This window comes from Streptomyces aculeolatus, from assembly GCF_020400605.1.
Lineage (GTDB): Bacteria > Actinomycetota > Actinomycetes > Streptomycetales > Streptomycetaceae > Streptomyces > Streptomyces aculeolatus.
In genome coordinates, this window is sequence record NZ_JAINRD010000004.1 from 72,823 (window position 1) to 91,839 (window position 19,017).

Genomic DNA, 19,017 nt, shown 5'->3' on the forward strand with positions numbered 1-19,017 from the left:
CCAGGGGCCCGGAACCTCGACTCGCCACCGCTGGATTTCCTTGCGCCGGACACCCCGCCCGTTTGCTGACCGCCGCGCGGCCCGCGTACGGCTCATCCGCCTCACCGGAACGACCGGAGCAGGTCCTCCGTGTACGCCGTCAGGCGCTCGGCGTCCTCGGGGCGGAGCGTCCTGAGGGACGGATCGACGTGCCTGCCCCTGTCGACGGCCGTGTGCGCATCGGGGGGCGGCTGGTCGATCCAGTCGACGATCGGTCGGACTGATTCGGCCACGGGGCGGGCGAAGTACCGGGCGAGGAGCCTGAGGGAGCCGCGGACCAGAGGGATGTCGTGGCTGTCGATGCCGCTGCGGGTGAAGCCGGGGTGGTAGGCGACGTAGCGCGTCCTGGTCGCGGCGCCGACCGCGAAGGCGACGCCGAGCAGGTCGTTGGCTCGGCCGGCCTGGAGTTGGGCGCGTACGGGGCCGTAGCGCCGGATCATCTGGGGGTCGTCCCAGTGGATTCTGCCCGCGGTGTTGCCGACGCCGGCGACGTTGACGATGACGGGCGCGGGGGCCAGGTCGAGGAGCGGGAGCAGGCGGTGGCTGAGCAGGTAGCGGCTCAGGTAGTAGAGGGCGAAGGTGGACTCCAGGCCGTCGGCCGTCTCCTTCCGCCTGCGGCTGACCCGGTTGGCGAAGAGGGCAAGCGCGTCGACCGCCTCGTACTCCGCCGCGATGCCGGCGACGACTCGCTCGACCTCCGCGATCGAGGACAGGTCCGCGCACACGAAGCGCAAGTGCCGCTCGCCGGCCTGCCCGAGCAGGGCGCGTCCCTTGTCCTCGCTGCTGCCGATGACGGTGACGCGGTCGCCGCGGGCGAGCCGTTCCAGGGCGACCGCGCGGCCCATGCCGTCGGTACCGCCGCTGATGATCACGGTCTTCTTCGGTGTGCCCGGCACGGCCTGCTCCCTAGGATCGGCATCGACCGACCCATCGTGAACGGCAGCGCCACAGGCGGAAAGAAGGCAGTTTGATGTCCGGTACGCACACGGATGTGCCCTCGGTGCTCGCCCATGAGCTGCCCCGACCGGTGCCGGCCGACGAACTCGCCGCGTGCCCGGTCGGGGACGTGCTCCGGCGCGTGGGCGACAAGTGGAGCATGCTGCTGGTGATCCTGCTCGGCGGCCGTCCCCACCGGTACAACGAGTTGCACCGCGCTGTCGAGGGCATCAGTCAGCGCATGCTGACGCGCACGCTGCGCACCCTGGAATCCGACGGTCTGGTGCGTCGCCAGGTCCATCCCACGGTGCCGCCCAGCGTGGAGTACAGCCTGACCCCGCTGGGGCGAAGCCTGCTGGAGCCGGTCTCGGCGCTGGCCGACTGGGCCGTACGGCACGAGGAAGAGATCAGCGGGGCCCGGGCCCGCCATGCCGCCGCACGGGACACCCCGTGACGCCGGCCGTCGCCGAGGTGCCGGCAAACGAACTCCAGCCCCCGTCCGGCGCCCGAACGCCGACGGGGGAGCGGGAGGAATCTCCTGGTCGAAACGATCCTTCGGGGGAGGACCTGGGTGGGGCGGGTGGGACTCGAACCCACGGCCGACGGATTATGAGTCCGTTGCTCTAACCGGCTGAGCTACCGCCCCGTACGGCGCGTCACGTACAGATGTGCGCGCCGTCTGCCGCAGCATAGCCGCTCATACGATCTGTCGCCCGGAGACCCCGTCGCCAGGGAGGGCCCGGGCGGCTGCGCATGTCCGGAAGGACGCGGGTGGACCGCTTCCGGTTCCGGGGGCGGAGGAGCTGGGAGGGTCGCGCGGGCAGAAAGGGGCGAAGGCCCCGTTCGGGGCCTTCGCATACCTGCTCCCCCGACTGGACTCGAACCAGTAACCTGCCGGTTAACAGCCGGCTGCTCTGCCGATTGAGCTACGGAGGACTGCTCCGCACGGAGGCCCTTCCCGCTCCCGGGGGGCGCTCCTGTGCTGCTCGCAATACATTAGCGCATGGCTGGGTCCGCTCCGAAATCGGTATTCACCCTTCCCCCTCTTCCGGGTACGCGTACCGGTGACAGCAGGGCGGAACAGCCCAGTCGAGGCAGTCCGAAGGAAGGTGGAGACCATGCGGTACCGGGTGAGCTTCGTTGCGGGGATCGCCGTCGGGTACGTCCTGGGCAGTAGGGCCGGACGCGAGCGCTACGAGCAGTTGCGGAAGGCCGCGCAGCAGTTCAGCGAGTCCCCCGCGGTGCGCAACGCCGCCGAGGCCGCCGCGCTGACCAGCCGGGACGCCGTGACCAAGGCGGCGAGTTCGCTCTCCACGAAGTTCGCGGACGTGGTGCCGGAGAACGTCGCCGCGCGCGTCCACTTCCTCCACGGGAACGGGCACGCGAACGGCAGCCGCGGCCGGCGCGACGAGCCCGACGACTGGGGTACGACGAACACCTGACCCCGGCCCGGCCGCGGGGCGCGCACCGGTTCGAGGCGCCCCCGCGGCCGGCGGGCCGGTTCCGGTCAGTCCCCTGGCCGAAACCCCGCCGGTGCCCGGATGGCCCTTCCGATAGGGCATCATCTGCGGCATGGGGATAGTCGCCGGTCTGGACAGCTCGCCTGAAGGCACCAACATCGTCGTCTGCGACGCCGACACCGGCGCGGTACTCAAGCAGGGCTACGCCCCGCACCCGGTGTCCGACTCCGTCGACGAGGCGGCGGCGGCGTACGAGGCCGACCCGCAGACGTGGCTCCTCTCGCTCGGCGAGGCCGCGGACGGCGGCGTACTGGAGGGCGTGCAGGCCATCGGGGTCGCCGCGCAGCAGCACGCCGTCATCCCGCTGGACGCCGCGGGCGCGCCCGTACGGCACGCGCTCACCGGCAACGACAAGCGGGCCCAGGGCGCCGCCGCCGACCTCGCCGGCGAGTTCGGCGGCCGGGCGGCGTGGGCGGAGGCCGTCGGCGCGGTGCCGGACGCCAAGCTGCCCGTCACCAAGCTGCGCCGGCTCGCCGCCACCGAGCCCGACCACGCCAAGCGCACCGCGCAGCTGATGACCCCGCACGACTGGCTGGTCTGGCAGCTGCTGGGCAAGCCGGCCCGCCGCACCACCGACCGCGGCTCCGCCTCCACCACCGGCTACTGGTCCGCGCACACCGGCGAGTGGCGCCGCGACCTCGTCGAGCTGGCCCTCGGCCACGAGGCGGGCCTGCCGGAGGTCCTCGGCCCCGCCGACGCCGCCGGCCGCACCCCCGAGGGCCTGCTGATCTCCGCCGGTACCGGCGAGACCATGGCCGCCGTCTTCGGCCTCGGCCTCGGCGCCGGCGACGCGGTCGTCACCCTCGGCGCCTCCGGCGCGGTCTACGCCGTCCACGACGCGGCACTGCCCGACACCGGCGGCACCATCACCGCGCTCGCCGACGCCACCGGCATGCACCTGCCCGTCGTCCACACCCTCAACGCCGTCCGCGCCCTGCGCGGCGCCGCCGAGTTGCTGGGCCTGGCGCCGACCGACCTGGAGCGGCTCTCCGAGCTGGCGCTCACCTCCACGCCGGGCGCCCACGGGCTCGTACTCCTGCCGTACCTCGACGGCGAGCGCACCCCGAGCCTCCCCCAGTCCGCCGGCTCCCTGCACGGTCTGCGCCGCGAGAGCATGCGGCCGGAACACCTGGCGCGCGCGGCCTTCGAGGGCATGCTGTGCGGCCTCGCGGACGCCCTGGAAGTGCTGCGCGCCCGGGGCGTGTCCGTACGCCGCGTCTTCCTCCTCGGCGCCGCGGCCGGCCTCCCCGCGGTGCAGGCGCTGGCGCCCGCCGTCCTCCAGGCGCAGGTCGTGGTCCCGGCGTCCGCCGACTACGCGGCCCTCGGCGCCGCCCGGCAGGCGGCGTGGGCGCTGGGCGTCGCGGAGGGCAGGCTCGGCGCGGAGGCGCCGCCGGTGTGGGAGACGGGGCCGCACGAGACGTTCGAGGCGGACGAGGACCTGGCGCTGGGCCAGGCGGTGCGGCAGCAGTACGCGGCGGTGCGGGAGTCGGTGTACCCGGGAGCGCTGGGGCTCGCAGCCGGCACGGCGGGGCCTGCGGCCGGCGCGGCGGGTGCGGCGGCGGCCGGGGGCCCGGCTGGTGCGGCGGCCGGTGGGGAAGCGGCGACCAGGCCGGAGGAGCAGGGGCAGGGGCACGTGGCGGGGCAGGAAGTCGCGCAGAGCTGAGCCGCCCCGTCAGGCGGGGTCGTTGCAGAGGGCCGTCAGGGGGGTTTCGTCCGCCGCGCCCGGGGTGAAGCCGAACGCCGGGCCCGGGTTCCAGGTTCCTGCCTCGTAGCGGACCGTGCGCAGCGCCAGCGCGTGGTCGCCGCCCTCGCGGGCGACGAACACCTCGTTGTACCCGTTGCGCTCGTCCGACTCGCGGCTGCCCAGCGCCGGGGCGCCCGCGATGCGCGTGGTCCAGGGGCGGGCGGTGCCCAGCAGGCGTTCCGCGGCGGTGAAGCCCAGGTGCGTGTGGCCGTGCATGACCAGGGACGTGGCTGCCTCCGCCATCGTCCACTTCGCCTGGCCCGCGTTGACCACCCCCGAGTACGGGGCGATCTCCACCGCCGGCACCGGCGACAGCGGGTGGTGCAGGGCCGCCAGGGTGACGTAGCCCGGTTCGCGCTTGAGCCGGTCGAGTACGCCGCGGGCGATGACGCCGGGGTCGTGGCGCTCGAACTCGAGCACGATCCGGCGTACGGCGTCCTCGTCCGCCGCGTCCGCCGCCGCCACGTACGTCGCGCGGAACCGCTCCAGCCGCTCGCGGTCCCGGTCGTGCGCCGGTTCGCCGCCGGACTCCGCGGTGCCCAGCAGCGCCACCCGCAGCCCGGCGTCCGGATAGGTCACGTAGACGCGGCGGGCCGCGGTGTCGGGTTCGTGCAGGTCGGGGTGCGGGTAGCCGGCGAAGACCCGGGCGAACCAGCGGTGCCGCGCCTGCGGGTCCTCCTCCAGGCACAGCTCCCACGACACGTCGTGGTTGCCGCCGGTGAGGAGCACCCGCGGGTCGTCGGGGCGCAGGTCGGGGTGGTCGGCGAGCTGGTCCCGCAGGGCGCGCAGCCAGGCGAGTGCGGTCTCGCCGTCGGCGTCGACGGGCCGGTTGACGAGGTCGCCGGTGGCGACGATCAGGTGCGGGGCCCGGCCCTGGTCGGCGAGGCGGCGCACGTGGTCCAGGTACGCGTCCAGCGGCGAGCCCGCGCCCGCCAGCTCCGCGAGCCGCTGCCCGGCCTGCGAGGTGTCCTTGGCGTCGACGTTGGCGCGCAGCCCGCCGCCGTGGTGGAGGTCGGTGACGTGGTGGATGCGCAGCACGTCGGGCAGGTGGCGGACGAGCACGGGGTCGTCCGCGGGCGGCGTGTGCGCGGCCCGTACGGCGATCTCCACGCCCGCATCGTGCCACCGCCGCGCCCGCAGCGCGGCGCGGTGCTCGGCGGCGAGGCCGTCGTGGAACCACTGCGGCACGTACTGGTGGCGGGCGCACGCCTCGTCGTACGCGGCCGTCGCCAGCCGCGCCGCGTCGGTGCGGAGCGCGGGGTGCTCCTCGGCGGTCTGCAGGGCGAGTTCGAGGAGGAACGGCGTCTGCAGCCATGCCGGTTCCGCGCGGCGCAGCAGTTCCACGACGCCGGGGGCCCACTCCGGGGCGCGGGCGGCCATGCGCGCGCATTCGTCGCCGGCAAGCGGCGGCGGGCGCAGCACATCCTTGGGGGCGTCCGCGCCGAGGTGCGGGGCGAGCAGCAACTGCTCGGCGGGGGTGGCGAAGACGACGGGCACGGCGCCCGCGTCGCGCACCTGCTCGAGACCGGCGGCCAGGGCAGCGGGGTCGACGCCGGCCGGGGCGGGCGGTGCGGGGGTGCCTGCGGCCGGGGCGGCGTGGTGCGTACGGGCCGGGCCGCCGTGCTCCGCGCGCCGCGCCAGCGCCGGTTCGTCGACCAGCACCACGCACCCCGGCGGCAGCCGCGGCGGCTGCTTGCCGCCCACCAGGCACCCGAGCCCCCGGCGCCGTACCGCCTCCGCGGTCGAGCGCAGGTCCACCCGCAGCGACTCCCGGTCGCCGCCCCGGGCCCGTTCGACGGCGTGCGCCAGCCACGTCTTGCCCGCCCGGCGGGGCAGCTCGACCAGCCACGCGGCGGAGTTGGGCAGCTGGCCCTCGGCCAGGGGCCGCGCCCAGCCGGGCACGTGGTCGCCGGGGAACCGGACGTCCAGCTCGGGCTGGTAGGCCCGGCTCGGCCGGAAGCGGCTCATGTGGCTTGCTCCTCATCGGTTCCAGGGCCCTCGGCCCGTGTGCTGTCCGCCGGGGGCTCGTGCCGTCCCCCGCCCCGTAACGACTCGTCCCGCAGCGACACCTGGCTCAGCGCGATCCAGTCGAAGAACGGCCGGTCCGCCAGCCACACGTCCCCCGGCCGCAGCAGCCCCACGTCCCGCAGCTCCATGCGCTGCGCCGGCGCCGGCTCCGGCGGCGGCCCGCCGGGGGTGTGCAGCAGCGCGGCGCGGCCCGCGGGGCCGATCTCCGCCCAGCGGGACTGGAACTGCTCGCTGCGCCCGATCAACAGCTCCTGCCGGCACAGCTCTTCGAGCGCGGGGCCGCTCGTCAGCGGGCGGCGGTCGTCCGCCTGGACGGCCCGTACGACCGCGTCCCCCATCACCTGGAGGTAGAACGGCCAGGTGCCGACCAGCGCGAGGATCCGCGCGCCGGCGCGGTCGGGTTCGATGTCGACGCCGAGGTTCGCGGCGGTGCCGGTGAGGAACGCCAGCGCGTGCGGCTCGCCGAGGGGGCCGAGGATGCGCTTGTCGACGTCGTTGCCGAAGCTGGAGCCGGGGGCGGTGAGCGCGGAGCGGACGACGGTCTGCCAGTCCTTCTCGGTGCCGGTGTAGACGAGCCACGCGCCGGCCTGGCCGAGGTCGCGGAGCCAGGAGACGGCGGCGGGGTGGTACTCGGCGAGCCGGCCGACCTCGTCGAGCAGGAACGCCTCGCGGTCGGCGCGCGCGGCGCGGTCGGCGGCGCGGGTGAGCAGCGCCTCGGCGGGGCTCGTCGCGCCGCGGACGGCGGGGTCGAGGAGGGCGGCGAGCTGGTCCGGGCTGGCGACGGGGCTGGCGCGGTGCGGGACGGTGAGCTTGCGGACCCGGCCGGCGCCGTCCGCGACGAGGCGCCGCTCCAACTCGCCGAGCACCCACGTCTTGCCCGCCCGGCGCGGCCCGAGCAGCGCGACGGAGGTGCCGGTGGCGTACCGGTCCTGGAGCCACGCCAGCTCCGCGTCGCGGCCCACGGGCCGGCCCGTGCCGCCGCCGACGTGGAAGCGGTCGGCTGCCAGGTCCAGCGCGTCGACGCGGAACGGGCGCCGGGTGGGCGGCACCCGGGCGTCCCGCTCCCGTGCCGTGGCGCCGATCCGGGCCAGCGCCTCGGCCTGGCCGCGCGCGGTCTCGGCGCCGCCGGGCAGCAGCGCGATCTGTACGACGGTACGGTCCCTGCCCTCGGCGTACAGCGCGCGGCCCGGCGGCATGCGGTGGGGGACGAACCGGGGCCTGATGCCGGCCTCCAGGTAGTCGGTCTCGGCGGCCTGGCGCAGGACGAGCACGTTCGCCGCCGCCGTCCTGATCCGGCCGTGCAGCAGCGTCGGCCCGCCCACGACGACGGGGCAGACTCCGACGCGCGGGCCTTCCCGGCAGAGCCGGATGAAGGCGTCCACGGGCTTGCCGTAGTCGACGCTGTCCATCGCGTGGACGAAGCCCTCCCACCCGTCCAGGAACACCAGCAGGTAGGGCAGCCGCCGGTGCGCCGCCACCGCCTGCCGCTGGGCGGCGATGTCGCCGAACGCCCCGGCGGCAAGCTCCGACTGCCGGACGCGCACGGTGGTGGTGAGCCGGTCCAGCAGCCGGGTCAGCCGGTCGGGTTCGTTGCGGGAGACCACGGCGCCGCAGTGCGGCAGTTCGGTGAGCGCCTGGAGGGCGCCGGTGCCGCAGTCGATGCCGTAGAGGTGCACGTCGGCGCTGCTGTGCTGGCGGGCGACGGAACCGGCGACGGTGCGCAGGAGTTGCGAGCGCCCGCTGCGCGGACCGCCGGAGGCGAGCAGCGGCAGCTTGTCGGCGAGGTCGAGCACGGCGACCGTCTGGAACTGGTCGTCGGGGATGTCGCCGAGGCCGATGGGGACGGGCACGAGGTCCCGGCCGCGCTTCGGCAGGTCCGCTTCCGTCAGCGGCGCGTCGAGCCTGATCACGTCGGGGAGCGGGGGCGGGAGGATCGCCGGGGGCCGGGGGATGCGGAGGAAATCGGCGGCGCTGCCGATGCCGGCGACCAGGACGGCGAGGTCCGTCAGCCCGGTGGGCTCCGGCTCCACGCGCAGCGAGCCGCTGTCCTCGGGTCCGCCGCCTTGGGCGTCGCGCACCCGTACCTCGAACCAGGGCTGGGGGTCGGGCGCGCGGCGGACGCCGACGCGCGCGGTGCGCAGGCGTACGAGGGTTTCGGCGCCGGTGCGCACGTACGCCACCCCAGGCTCGGACTCGCCGAGCCAGGCCGCGTCCGGCTCGTCGATCACGTCCGTGCTCTCCGCCTCGTCCGTGAGGCGCAGCGCGACACGGAGGTTGGTGTTGGCCCGGATGTGGGGGGTCACCGCGCCGCCCGGGCGCTGCGTGGCGAGCACGAGGTGCACGCCGAGGGAGCGGCCGCGCCGGGCGATCTCCACGAGGCCGCTGACGAAGTCGGGGAACTCCCGGGTGAGCGAGGCGAACTCGTCCACGACGAGCACCATCCGCGGCAGCGGTTCCGGTGCCCGCGGGTCGCCGGCCCGGAACAGGTCGGCGTAGTCGCCGATGTCGTGCGCGCCGGTCCGGGTGAGCAGTTCCTCGCGTCTGCGCAGTTCCGCGGTGAGTCCCGTGAGGGTGCGTTCGACGAGGTACGCGTCGAAGTCGACGATGACGTCGACGGTGTGCGGCAGCCGGGCGCAGTCGGTGAACGCGACGCCGCCCTTGTAGTCCACCAGCACGAACGACAGGGCGTCGGGCGGGTGGGCGGCGGCCATGGAGGCGATCCAGGTCCGCAGGAACTCCGTCTTGCCGGAGCCGGTCGTGCCGGCGACGAGGGCGTGCGGGCCGTCGCGTACGAGGTCGATGGCGACGGGCACGCCCTGGGATTCGCCGACGGGGGCGGAGAGCCCGTGGGCGGGGCGCGCCCAGAGCCGGGCCAGCGCCTCGACGTCGTACGCCGGCAGGTCGAGGAGGTCGAGGAGGCGCGGGCTGTCCGGCTCGGCGAGAGCGGCCGGGTCGCGGAGGGGCGCGAGGACGCGGCCGATGCGGTCGGTCTCGGCCGGGGTGGCGCGGTAGGCGCGGAAGCCGGCTTCGCCGGGCCTGCCGCCGTCCAGCTCGAACACCTCGCGGCACGCGCCGGGCAGGTGCCGCGGCGAGGCCGCCACGCAGATGGTGTACACGCCGTACTCGGGCCCGTTCCTGAGGAGTTCCGCGACTCCCGGCAGGGCGCGCAGCCCGCGGTCGTCGTCGAGGACGAGGACGGCCGCGGCCGGCCGGGCGCTCCCGCGGCGGCGGGTGTGGCCGCGGCCGGACAGGTCGTTGAGGTGCCGGGCCCACCCGCCGGCCTCGTAGGCGATGCGGGGGCCCGCGGGGGTCTCCGGGAGCAGGCGGAGGAAGTCCCACACGGCGCGGTCCCGGTCGGTGGCCAGGACGCGTACGTCGACGTCGGCGGGGCTGTGCGTGGCCAGGAGGTGGGCGACGAGCCACGCGGCGGCCTCGCTCGCCTTGTACGGCCCCGTGAGGCCGAGGACCCCGGCGGCGGGCAGGTCCGTGCGGAGCGGGGCGTACAGGTGGTCGTCGTCGATGTTGAAGTAGTGGCCCAGTTCGACGCGGAGGAACTCGGCGCTGTCCGGCAATCGGTGCCACAGCTCGGCGGGGTTCCTGAGCAGCCAGTCCAGGCCCCCGGTCCACGTCCCGTGGTCGGGACCGAGGCCCGCGAGGCGCCGCGCGTCCGCCACCAGCCGCCGCCAGCCGCGGCGTTCGGGCTCGGCGGGGTCCGTGCCGCCGCGGCGGGAGACGAGCAGGGTGCCGCCGTCGCGCGGTTCGGCGAGGCCCTTCTTGATCAGGGCGCGGTGGACGGCCTCCGGGGTCAGCTGGCTGCGTACCGGCTCGGCGGGCGGCCGGCCGACCCAGAGCCGGGCGCCCGGGCGTACGGGCACCTCCACGAGCGTGGCGTCGGGCGGCAGTTGGGTGCCGTCGGCGAGGAACAGGGGCTCCGTGCCCGCAGGCAGGCCGCACCAGTTGCCGAGCCGCCGGGCCACCAGCGACACCGGCGCGACGTCGGGCCCTTCCACCACGACGTCCCGCTCCGCCCCGCCCGGCAGGACGACCGTCAGCATCCGCTCCGTCGTCACCCCCGCCTCACCCCCGCTCGCCCGGCGGCGGTCCCGCGTGGTCCTGCAACTGCTGTGCCGTCGCGCGGAACTCGGTCAGCCACTCCGCCGTCTCCGACTCCACCTGCCGGCGTACGGCCTCCACCAGCGACGTCAGCAGCGCGAGCCGGCGCTCCAGCGCCGCCGGGTCGAGCGGGCCGGCGGCGGGGCCCGTGCGGAGCTGGTCCGCCGCCCAGGCCATGCGGAAGTCGTTCAGCTCCGCGCGCAGCGCCTGCGCCGCCGTGATGTCGCGCATCCAGCCCGACGACAGGCCGAAGAAGTGGTCGAACCCCTTGCAGCCCGCCGCCAGCGCCAGCAGCACGTAGCCCCAGCCCTGCGGCGGGCCGCCGGAGATGACGCTCGCCAGGGGGATCAGCGTGCCGGCGACGGCGAGGAGGATCGTGAGCGCGCTGATGACGCGGGAGCCGCGGCGCTTGAGGCGCTTGTCGTCGAGGTACCACTCGATGGCGTCCTCGGCCTCCTGCTCCGCCCAGGCCCTCAGCTCGCGCAGGATCTCCGCCTGTCCGCCCGCGTCCTCCAGCGCGACGCCGGGGAAGGGGCGGCCCCGTAGGTCACGGCGTCCGCCGCGGCCGCCACGGCCGCTCCCGCCGCCCCGGACGTCCGGCGTCCCCGTCTCCCGACCCGGCATCAACTGCCTCCGCGCTCGCCCCAGTCCAGCTCGCCGAGGCTATCGGCATCCGGCTGCCCGGGGCGCGGCGGACGGGCGGAACCCGCCACCCGAGGGGGTGCACCCGGCCCGTACGAGCCGGGTGCTCCCCCGGTCCGTACCCCTCAGCCGGCCTCCGCCGACCACCACGCCGTGGTGTCCGCCGGCAGGTCCACCTCGCCGCCCGACTCCCCGCCGGACACGCCGCCCGCCGCGCTCGACAGCAGCAGCCGTCCGGCCGGGACCGTGATCCGCACCGGCGCGCCGGTGGTGTTCGCCGCGCAGACGAACGCCGCGTCCCCCGACGTGCGGCGGAACAGCAGCACCCCCTCCGGCGCCGGCAGCCACTCCACCCCGTCCCCCGCGCCGAGCGCCGCGTGCGCCCGGCGCACCGCCAGCGCCGCGCGGTACAGCTCCAGGGTGGAGCCCGGGTCGCCGGTCTGCGCCTCGACGCTCAGCTCGCCCCATCCGGCCGGCTGCGGCAGCCAGCTGCCGCCGTCGCCGAAGCCGTACGAACTCCCCGCCACCGTCCACGGAATGGGCACCCGGCAGCCGTCGCGGAAGCCGTCCTGCCCCGCGCCGCGCGCGAACGCCGGGTCCTGGCGCACCTCGTCGGGCAGGTCGGTGACGTCGGGCAGGCCCAGCTCCTCGCCCTGGTAGAGGTACGCGGAGCCGGGCAGCGCCAGCATCAGCAGGGTCGCGGCGCGGGCCCGGCGCAGGCCGCGGACCGGGTCGCCGGCGGAGCGGAGCTGGGTGCCCAGGCCCGCGGGGTTGGCGAAGCGGGTGGTGTGCCGGGTGACGTCGTGGTTGGACAGCACCCAGGTCGCGGGCGCGCCGACGGGGCGCATGGCGGCGAGTGAGGCGTCGATGACGGGGCGCAGCTCGGCGGCGTCCCAGTACGTGCCGAGGTACTGGAAGTTGAACGCCTGGTGCAGTTCGTCGGGCCGCACGTAGTTGGCCGTGCGCTCGACGGTCGGCGTCCACGCCTCGGCCACGGCGATGCGCCGGCCCGGGTACTCCTCCAGGACGCGCCGCCAGCTCCGGTAGATGTCGTGCACGCCGTCCTGGTCGAAGAACGGCATCGCGGCGTTGCCGAGCAGCCCGAGCTGGCCGGTGCCGCCGATGTCGGGCAGCCCGGCGGCCTTGACGAGGCCGTGGGCGACGTCGACGCGGAAGCCGTCCACGCCCATGTCGAGCCAGAACCGCAGGATGGAGCGGAACTCGTCGGCGACGGCCGGGTGCTCCCAGTCGAAGTCGGGCTGCTCGGGGGCGAAGAGGTGCAGGTACCACTCGCCGTCCGGGCAGCGGGTCCAGGCGGGGCCGCCGAAGATGGACTCCCAGTCGTTGGGCGGCAGTTCGCCGTCCGCGCCCTTGCCGGGGCGGAAGTGGTAGCGGGCGCGCAGCGGGGAGCCGGGGCCCTCGGCCAGGGCGCGGCGGAACCACTCGTGGCGGTCGGAGGAGTGGTTGGGCACGACGTCCACGATGACCCGCAGGCCGAGGCCGTGGGCGTCGCGGATGAGGGCGTCGGCGTCGTGGAGGGTGCCGTAGACGGGGTCGATGGCGCGGTAGTCGGCGACGTCGTAGCCGCCGTCGGCCTGCGGGGAGGCGTAGAAGGGGCTGAGCCACACCGCGTCGACGCCGAGCTGCGCGAGGTAGGGCAGCCGGGCGCGGATGCCGGGCAGGTCGCCGGTGCCGTCGCCGTCGCCGTCGGCGAAGCTGCGCGGATAGACCTGGTAGATCACCGCGTCGCGCCACCAGTCGAGGGCGTCGGCGGAGTCGGCGGCCGTACGGGCGGCAAGGTGCTGGGTCATGTCTTCCCCGGGTCGTCGGTGGGCGGGCGGCCGCGCGGGCCGCGTCCAGTGGCTTGCGGGAGGGGCGTGGCGGGAGAGGCGTGGGAGCGTGGGGGGCCTACGACTTGGCGGCGCCGGCCGTCAGGCCGGTCACCAGGTGGCGCTGGACGAGGTAGAAGAACGCCGCCGCCGGGATCGCGATGAGCACGCCGGTGGCGGCCATCAGGTTCCACTGCTGGTCGTGCTCGCTGACGAAGGTCGCCAGGCCGATGGGCAGCGTGTACTTGTCGGAGCTGAGCAGGAACACCGACGCGAAGGCGAACTCCGCCCAGGCGGTGAGGAAGGTGTAGAACGCCGCCACGGCCATGCCCGGCCGGGCCAGCGGCAGCACCAGCCGCCAGAACGTGCCGAAGGGCGTGAGCCCGTCGACGCGGCCGGCCTCGTCGATCTCGTGCGGGATGGTGTCGAAGTAGCCCTTGAGGAGCCAGGCGCAGTACGGCACGGCCTGGGTGAGGTTGACGGCGATCAGCGCCCAGTACGTGTCCAGCAGGTCGAGTCCGGCCAGGATGTTGTACAGCGGCACGATGAGGATCGCGAACGGGAACATCTGGGTGACCAGGAACGTCCACATGAGCTGCCGGTGGCCGGGGAAGCGCATGCGCGAGACGGCGTAGGCGGCGCTGGCGGAGACGAAGACGCCGATCAGGCACGTGCCGAGGCTGACGATCAGCGAGTTGCCGACCCAGTGCAGGAAGTCGGTGTCGGACAGCACGGTGGTGTAGTTCGACAGGCTGACCTTCCCGGCGATCTCGCCGGCGTGCAGGAAGTCGGTCTTGTCGGGGCCGAGCGAGATCCACGCCAGCCAGGCGACCGGGAAGAGCGCGACGAAACTCGCCGCGAGCAGCGTGCCGTGCAGCGCGACGGACGCGGCGGTGCTGCGCTCGCCGCGGCGGCGCGGGCGGGAGGCGGCAGGGCGGGCCGGGCGCGGTGCGGCGGCGGGACGCGGCGCGCCGGCCGGGCGGGCGGCGGCGGTGCGGGTGGCGCGGGTCATCGGACGGCCGCCTCCTCGTTGCGGTTCAGCCAGCGGCGGTAGACCGACACCAGCACGACGAGCATGGACAGGATGATCACGCCGTACGCGGCGGAGCCGGCGTAGTCCCGCGGCGTCTGGCCGAAGCCGAGCCGGTACGCCCAGGTGACGAGGATCTCCGTGTCGGGCGCGGTGGAGCCGAAGAGCAGGAAGATGACGATGAACTGGTTGAACGTCCAGATCACGCCCAGCATGATCACCGTGCTGCTCACCGCCCGCAGCCCGGGCAGCGTCACGTGCCGGAAGCGCTGCCAGGGCGTGGCGCCGTCGGTCTCGGCGGCCTCGTACAGCTCGCCGGGGATGGACTGCAGCCCGCCGAGCAGCGAGACCATCATGAACGGCACGCCGCACCAGGTGTTGACGACGATCGCCGCCGTCCGCTGCCAGAACGGCTCGCTGAGCCAGGCCGGCTCCGGCATGCCGACGGAGGCGAACGCGGAGTTCAGCACGCCGCCGTCGGCGAGGATCATCCGCCAGGAGAAGACGGTGACGAACGTCGGCACCGCCCACGGCAGGATCAGCGCCAGCCGGTACAGGGTGCGCCCGCGCATCCGGCGGTTGAGCAGGACGGCGAGGCCCAGGCCGATGCCGTAGTGGAGGGCGACGCAGGCGGCGGTCCAGAAGAGCGTCCAGACGAACTGCTTCCAGAAGGTGTCGGCGGCGCTGCCGGTGAGGATCTCGACGTAGTGGTCGAAGCCGACGAAGGAGAAGCTGTCCGGGATCTTGTTGACGCCGATGGTGCGGCCGACGTTGTCGCTCGTGGCGTCGGTCAGCGACAGGTACACGCCGCGGCCCAGCGGGTACGCCACGAGCACGCCGAGGACGGCGACGACCGGGGCGACCATGGCGTACGCGTACCAGTGGCGGCTGTACGACTGCTTCAGGGTGCTGATCACTTCCGTTGCCCTTCAGGACCGCTGCTGCGCGCTACGCGAAGTCGGGGACCAGGTCGGCGAACTTCTCGGCGGTGGCGCCGAGTCCGTCCTCGACCGCGGTGTCGCCCTTGAGGATTGCGGCGAGGTTCTGCGCGAAGTCGTCGCCGAGGAGGGTGCTGTACTCGGGCAGCGAGGGGCGCGGCTGGGCGGTGTCGGCCAGCACCTGCTGGTAGTCGGCGACGCCGGGGGCGGCCTTGACCTCGTCGGTGTAGGCGGAGGTGCGGGTGGGCAGGGTGCCGTTCTTCAGGGCGATCTCCGACTGGGTCTTCGCCGAGGTCATCCAGCCGACGAACTCGATCGCGGCCTCCTTGTGCGCCTCGTCGGAGCCGTTGTAGACGGAGAGGTTGTGGCCGCCGGTGGGGGCGCCGGCCTCACCGGTGGAGCCGGCGGGAACGGGGGCGATGCCGAGGTTCGCCTTGTCCTTGAAGGCGGAGCCGGCGTAGACGTTCGTCAGCTCCCACGGGCCCTGGACGATCATGGCGACCTTGCCGTTGACGAAGGCGTCCTGCATGTGGGCGTACGCGTCGGCGGTGACGTCGAGGTCGGCGGTGCCCGGTGCCTCGACGATCTCCCTGGCCTTCTCGACCCCGGTGACCGCCTCCGGCGAGTCGACGGTGATCTTCTGCGCCTCGGCGTCGACCATGTCGGTGCCCTCGCCGAAGAGGAACGGCAGCGTGTAGTACGGGTCCTTGTTGACCCAGAAGCCGTCGGCGCCGGTCTTGTCCTCGACGTCGGCGGCGACGTCCATGAGCTGGTCCCAGTCGGCGGGCGGCGCGTCGTGGCCGGCCTTCTTCAGCAGGTCCTTGTTCCACATCAGCGCGAGGGTGTCGGTGACGATCGGGGCGCCGTAGGTGCCGCCCTCGTACTGCGCCTGTTCGAGCAGCGACGGCGTGAAGTCGTCCTGCTCCGCCAGCGCCGCGGTGCCGTCGAGGGGGGCGAGGAACTGGGACTTGGCCCAGGAGGCGGTCCAGCCGACCTCGGTGCGGATGACGTCCGGGGCGCCCTTGGTGCCGGCGGCGGTGGTGAACTTGTTCTGCGCCTGGTCGAAGGGGACGTTGACGTACTCGACCTTGATGTCCGGGTTGGCCTTCTCGAACTCCTTGATCAACGCCTTGTACGTGGGCGCCTCGTTGGTGGCGTTCGAGGTGTCCCACCAGGTGATCGTCACCTTCCCGCCGGCGCTCCCGCCGCCGTCGCCGCCGTCCCCGTCGTCCCCGCAGGCCGCGGCCGTCAGCGCAAGTGAGGCGGCCAGGGCGGTGGCGGCTATGCCACGTCGCATAGTGAACTCTCCTTCAGGCAGGGAACCGTGACCGCGCAGCGCGGGGCCGGACGCCGAGGAAGCTAACAGGATTGACATGCGGCCGAAAGACCTTGCAAGAAATTTCTGCAAGGAGTTACGGTCACAGCAGAGAACCAGGGAGGACACGACGTGCGCCAGGAACAGTCAGGTGCCGCGACCGCGCGGCTCGCCGACATCGCGGCCCAGGCCGGGGTCAGCGAGGCCACGGTCAGCCGGGTGCTGAACGGCAGGCCGGGCGTGGCGGACACCACCCGGCAGGCCGTGCTGGCCGCGCTCGACGTGCTCGGCTACGAGCGGCCGGTGAAGCTGCGCCGCCGCAGCGCGGGGCTGATCGGCCTGCTCATCCCCGAGTTGGACAACCCGATCTTCCCCGGCTTCGCCCAGGTCATCGGCCAGGCGCTGACCCGGCAGGGCTACACCCCGGTGCTGGCGGCACAGACGCCCGGCGGCTCGACGGAGGACGAGCTGACCGAGATGCTCGTCGAGCGCGGCGTGGACGGCATCGTCTTCGTCTCCGGGCTGCACGCCGACACCACCGCCGACATGGAGCGGTACACACGGCTGCGCGGCAAGGGCGTGCCGTTCGTGATGATCAACGGCTACTCGGAGAAGTTCCAGGGCACGTTCATCTCGCCCGACGACCGGGACGCGATGCGGCTGTCGGTGACGCACCTGGCCTCCCTGGGCCACCGCCGCATCGGGCTCGCACTCGGCCCGGGCCGGTTCGTGCCCGTACAGCGGAAGGTCGAGGGGTTCCTCGACTCCATGCGCGACGTGCTGGCCGTACCGCAGGAGGACGCGCGGGCGGACATCGAGCACTCGCTGTACTCGCTGGAGGGCGGGCAGGCCGCGGCGTCGGCGCTGCTGGACCGCGGCTGCACGGCGATCGTGTGCGCGAGCGACATGATGGCGCTGGGCGCGATCCGCGCGGCGCGGCAGCGGGGGCTCGCGGTGCCCCGCCAGGTGTCCGTGGTGGGCTACGACGACTCGCCGCTGATCGCCTTCACCGACCCGCCGCTGACGACGGTGCGCCAGCCGGTGACGGCGATGGGCCAGGCCGCGGTGCGGGCGCTGCTGGAGGAGATCGGCGGCACCCCGGCCCCGCACGCCGAGTTCGTCTTCCACCCGGAGCTGGTGGTACGGGGCTCGACGGCCTCGGCGCCCGCGGAGACCTGACCGCGGGCGCCGGTGCCGCGGCGCCGGTTCCTACGGATGGAAGGCGACCGCCCCCTTGGCGGGCAGGTCGAGCGCGACCCGCCCGCCGGCGACGGTGACCTCGGTGGCGCAGCCGTCGAGGACGTTGCAGTACGTGCCGTCCGCGACCGCCGTGCCGAACTCCTGGCTCACCTGCTCCCCGGTGTTGTTGAGTGCCACGAACCCGCGGTCGCCGCGGCCGAAGCCGACGACGTTGCCGCGCGGCGACTGCCAGTCGGTCACCTGCGCGCCGCCCGCGGCGTTGCGCCAGCCGACCATCCCCGTGATCCGCGGGTCGCGGTCGAGGCAGTACCAGCCGGCGCCGCAGTCGGTGCCGGTGACGAAGCCGCCCCCGTCGGCGGGCGGCGAGTCGTCGTTGCCGGCGAACGCGAAGCCCGCGTACACGGTGGGCGGCGCGTCGGTCCAGCCGAGCTGGAAGACGTTCGCGAGGACGGCGGTGTCGCCGTCCTTGTACGTCAGGTGGCGGCCGTTGCGCTCGGTGTCGTGGTTGGTGACGAACGGCACCGAGTTCTGCGCGGGCAGCAGCCCCTGGTCGGGGCCGAGGTTCTCCAGCTGGGCGATGTCGCTCTGGAACGCGGCCTTCATCCGGTCGCCGAAGGCGAAGTCCAGCACCCGGCCGCTGCCGTAGTACTCGTCGGGCGCGGGGGTGCTGCCGGGGAAGACCTCGTGGAAGACGAACGGCCGGGCGCCGGCCGCGGTGTCGTCCAGCCGGCCGGCGATGGCCTCCAGGTCGGCGGCGGGGATGTGCTTGGCGGCGTCCACGCGGAAGCCGGAGACGCCGCGGGCGATCTGGGAGTTCAGATACCCGGCGATCCTGTCGCGGACGGAGTCGCTGCCGGTCTTCAGGTCCGGCAGGCCGAGCAGTTCGCAGTTCTGCACCTCCCACTTGTCGTCCCAGTTGCTGATCTCGCGGTCGCAGACGTCGACGTTGTAGTCCGCCCGGGAGTACATGGGCGGCGCGTACTTGTCGCCGAGCGCGGTGCCGGCGTAGCCGGTGCCGGTCATCGCTGCGGTGTGGTTGACGACCGCGTCGGTGTAGACGGCGACGCCGGCGGCGTTGCAGGCGGCCGTCATGGCGGTGAAGTCGGCCTCGGTGCCCAGCCGGCCGGAGAGGCCGTAGCTGTACGGCTGGTAGACGTCCCACCAGTGGTGCTGCGGGTGGGCCAGGGACTCCGCGGGCGGCGCCACCCACACGGCGGCGTACCCGGCGGGGCCGAGGACGTCGGTGCACTCGGCGCCGACCGACTGCCAGTTCCAGGACCACAGGTTGGCGATCACGTCGCCCCCCGCGGCCGCCTCCGCCGTCACCGCCCTGGTGCCCGCCTGCGTCGCGGCGGCGGGCAGCAGCCCGAGCACGAGACCGGCGAGAGCCGTCCCGAGCAGCAGGCGCGAGCCGCGCAGCCGCGCACGTACCGGATGAGCCATGTGTACCCTCCTGGTCCTTCGGAGAGCTGACGCGCCACAGCCGCATCGGTGTGTGGAACGAGAGTCGCAAGATTTTGCAGCACGACCTCGGATCCGTGTTCCCGGACGACGGTAGGGGCGCGCCAGAGCACGGTCAACCCGTCGGAAAGGTGCTTGCAAAGTCTTTCAACACCGCCCCGGCGGTGCTAACTTCACCGAGGCGCCCCCCGACCCCGGTCCGGCCGGGCGGGGGTCCTTCAC

Annotated in this window: 13 protein-coding genes and 2 tRNA genes; 4 read left to right on the forward strand and 11 right to left on the reverse strand. The window is 74.3% G+C overall.

What is annotated here, in order from left to right; genetic code table 11:
* Positions 1 to 101: 101 nt before the first annotated feature.
* Positions 102 to 935, reverse strand: a complete 834-nt coding sequence (locus tag LG396_RS09060; RefSeq protein WP_225794334.1) for an SDR family NAD(P)-dependent oxidoreductase — start codon at positions 933 to 935, stop codon at positions 102 to 104.
* Positions 936 to 1,009: 74 nt separating this feature from the next.
* Here LG396_RS09060 and LG396_RS09065 point away from each other — a divergent pair, with 74 nt between their 5' ends.
* A complete protein-coding gene (locus tag LG396_RS09065; protein ID WP_037749196.1) occupies positions 1,010 to 1,429 on the forward strand; it encodes a winged helix-turn-helix transcriptional regulator in 420 nt (139 codons plus the stop codon).
* Positions 1,430 to 1,547: 118 nt separating this feature from the next.
* Here LG396_RS09065 and LG396_RS09070 read toward each other — a convergent pair.
* Positions 1,548 to 1,621, reverse strand: a tRNA-Ile gene (locus LG396_RS09070).
* A gap of 217 nt (positions 1,622 to 1,838) precedes the next feature.
* Positions 1,839 to 1,911 (reverse strand) — tRNA-Asn (locus tag LG396_RS09075).
* Positions 1,912 to 2,093: 182 nt separating this feature from the next.
* Here LG396_RS09075 and LG396_RS09080 point away from each other — a divergent pair.
* Both LG396_RS09080 and LG396_RS09085 read left to right on the forward strand, forming a co-directional pair.
* Positions 2,094 to 2,417 (forward strand): hypothetical protein, encoded by a 324-nt coding sequence (locus LG396_RS09080; protein ID WP_018834419.1) that lies wholly within the window; start codon positions 2,094 to 2,096, stop codon positions 2,415 to 2,417.
* A 130-nt stretch (positions 2,418 to 2,547) separates the two neighbouring features.
* The gene (locus tag LG396_RS09085) at positions 2,548 to 4,158 is read left to right on the forward strand and encodes a xylulokinase (RefSeq protein ID WP_225794335.1); all 1,611 of its coding nucleotides are present in this window, start codon (positions 2,548 to 2,550) and stop codon (positions 4,156 to 4,158) included.
* Between the two features lie 9 nt (positions 4,159 to 4,167).
* On the opposite strand, the gene LG396_RS09090 is transcribed toward LG396_RS09085, so the two are convergent.
* From LG396_RS09090 to LG396_RS09120, 7 genes are all read right to left on the reverse strand, one after another.
* Positions 4,168 to 6,207, reverse strand: coding sequence for a metallophosphoesterase family protein (locus LG396_RS09090; RefSeq protein ID WP_225794336.1), 2,040 nt, complete (start codon positions 6,205 to 6,207; stop codon positions 4,168 to 4,170).
* On the reverse strand, positions 6,204 to 10,337 hold the full coding sequence (locus LG396_RS09095) for an FtsK/SpoIIIE domain-containing protein (RefSeq protein ID WP_225794337.1): 4,134 nt from the start codon (positions 10,335 to 10,337) through the stop codon (positions 6,204 to 6,206). Before LG396_RS09095 ends, LG396_RS09090 begins: the two co-directional genes overlap by 4 nt.
* 7 nt (positions 10,338 to 10,344) lie before the next feature.
* Positions 10,345 to 11,004 carry an SLATT domain-containing protein gene (locus tag LG396_RS09100; RefSeq protein ID WP_100302799.1) on the reverse strand — a complete coding sequence of 220 codons (660 nt, stop codon included), beginning with the start codon at positions 11,002 to 11,004 and terminating at the stop codon, positions 10,345 to 10,347.
* 143 nt (positions 11,005 to 11,147) lie between these two features.
* Positions 11,148 to 12,833: a glycoside hydrolase family 13 protein gene (locus LG396_RS09105; protein ID WP_225794338.1), complete on the reverse strand. Its 1,686-nt coding sequence runs from the start codon at positions 12,831 to 12,833 to the stop codon at positions 11,148 to 11,150.
* 97 nt (positions 12,834 to 12,930) lie between these two features.
* Positions 12,931 to 13,863 carry a sugar ABC transporter permease gene (locus LG396_RS09110; protein WP_225794339.1) on the reverse strand — a complete coding sequence of 311 codons (933 nt, stop codon included), beginning with the start codon at positions 13,861 to 13,863 and terminating at the stop codon, positions 12,931 to 12,933.
* A complete protein-coding gene (locus LG396_RS09115) occupies positions 13,860 to 14,747 on the reverse strand; it encodes a carbohydrate ABC transporter permease (RefSeq protein WP_225794567.1) in 888 nt (295 codons plus the stop codon). Before LG396_RS09115 ends, LG396_RS09110 begins: the two co-directional genes overlap by 4 nt.
* 82 nt (positions 14,748 to 14,829) lie before the next feature.
* Positions 14,830 to 16,116, reverse strand: coding sequence for an extracellular solute-binding protein (locus tag LG396_RS09120; RefSeq protein WP_225794340.1), 1,287 nt, complete (start codon positions 16,114 to 16,116; stop codon positions 14,830 to 14,832).
* Between the two features lie 150 nt (positions 16,117 to 16,266).
* Here LG396_RS09120 and LG396_RS09125 point away from each other — a divergent pair, with 150 nt between their 5' ends.
* Positions 16,267 to 17,313, forward strand: coding sequence for a LacI family DNA-binding transcriptional regulator (locus LG396_RS09125; protein WP_018841659.1), 1,047 nt, complete (start codon positions 16,267 to 16,269; stop codon positions 17,311 to 17,313).
* 30 nt (positions 17,314 to 17,343) lie between these two features.
* Here LG396_RS09125 and LG396_RS09130 read toward each other — a convergent pair whose 3' ends face one another.
* A complete protein-coding gene (locus tag LG396_RS09130; RefSeq protein ID WP_225794341.1) occupies positions 17,344 to 18,777 on the reverse strand; it encodes an alpha-amylase in 1,434 nt (477 codons plus the stop codon).
* Between the last annotated feature and the right edge of the window lie 240 nt (positions 18,778 to 19,017).